This is a genomic window from Micromonospora sp. URMC 107 (assembly GCF_051386315.1).
GTDB lineage: Bacteria > Actinomycetota > Actinomycetes > Mycobacteriales > Micromonosporaceae > Micromonospora.
In genome coordinates, this window is the sequence record NZ_JBPQTK010000275.1 from 1 (window position 1) to 1463 (window position 1463).

Sequence of the window (1463 nt, forward strand, 5' to 3'; positions counted from 1 at the left end):
GCGGATGTGCGGTGGGATCGGTTCGTGCCGTCGTTCACGGCGTTGCGTCCGTCTCGCCTGTTCACCGACATCCCCGAAGCGCAGGCGGCGATCGAGGCCGCGGCCCGCACCGAAGCCGGCCCCGCCGACCAGGCCTCCGCACTCCGCGACCGACTGGCCGCCCTGACGCCGCCGGAGGTCGAGGCGTCCCTCCTGGACCTCGTACGCTCCCAGGTCGCCGCGGTGCTCGGCCACGCCACCGTGGAGGCGGTGCCGCCGGACCGGGCGTTCCAGCGCCTCGGCTTCGACTCGCTCACCGCCGTCGAGCTGCGCAACCGGCTGACCGCCGAAACGGGTCTCGCACTGCCCTCCACCCTCGTCTTCGACCACCCGACGCCGGCCGCCCTGGTCGCCTTCATCCGGGAGACGGTGCTCGGCGCCTCGGGCGACGCGCCGGCCGACCGCAGGGTCGCCGCGGTGGACGACGACCCGATCGTGATCGTCGGAATGGGCTGCCGCCTTCCTGGTGGCGTCGGAACCCCGGGCGAGCTGTGGCAACTGCTCTCCGAGGGGCGCGACGGCATCTCCGAGTTCCCCCTCGACCGGGGCTGGGACAGCTTCCTCAGCAGCGGCCTGTCCGACACGTCGTTCGTCCGCAGGGGCGGCTTCGTCTACGACGCCGGTGAGTTCGACGCCGGGTTCTTCGGCATTTCGCCCCGTGAGGCGCTGGCGATGGACCCGCAGCAGCGGCTGCTGCTGGAGACGTCGTGGGAGGCCGTCGAGTCGGCGGGCATCGACCCGACCAGCCTGAGGGGCGGCGCGGTCGGCGTCTTCGCCGGTGCCAGCTTCCAGGGGTACGCCAGCGGATCGGTGGGACGTGCCCAGGAGGTCGGCGGCCACCTGCTCACCGGCAACGCGACCAGCGTGTTGTCGGGCCGGGTGGCGTACTCGTTCGGCTTCGAGGGGCCGGCGGTCACGGTGGACACGGCGTGCTCGTCGTCATTGGTGGCGTTGCACCTGGCGGCGCAGGCGCTGCGGTCCGGCGAGTGCGATCTCGCCCTGGCCGGCGGCGTCACCGTGATGGCCTCACCGGCCACGTTCGCCGAGTTCTCGATCCAGGGCGGCCTGTCCGCCGACGGCCGCTGCAAGTCCTTCTCGGACGCGGCGGACGGCACCGGCTGGTCCGAGGGCGTGGGCGTGCTGGTGGTGCAGCGGTTGTCGGACGCGCGGCGTGACGGGCGTCGGGTCCTTGCGGTGGTGCGGGGTTCGGCGGTGAATCAGGACGGTGCGTCGAACGGTTTGACGGCGCCGAACGGTCCGTCGCAGCAGCGGGTGATCCGGCAGGCTCTTGCGAGTGCGGGTCTGTCGGCGGCTGACGTGGACGTGGTGGAGGCGCACGGTACGGGTACGACGTTGGGTGATCCGATCGAGGCGCAGGCGTTGTTGGCGACGTATGGGCAGGGTCGGGATGTGCCGTTGTTGTT

The 1463-nt window shown here is 72.2% G+C and carries 1 protein-coding gene; it reads left to right on the plus strand.

Translation table 11 applies throughout. The features are described from left to right. Nucleotides 1-1463, plus strand: a 1463-nt coding sequence (locus ACSNN9_RS28455; protein WP_436676388.1) for a beta-ketoacyl synthase N-terminal-like domain-containing protein, incomplete at both ends; no start/stop codon positions are given.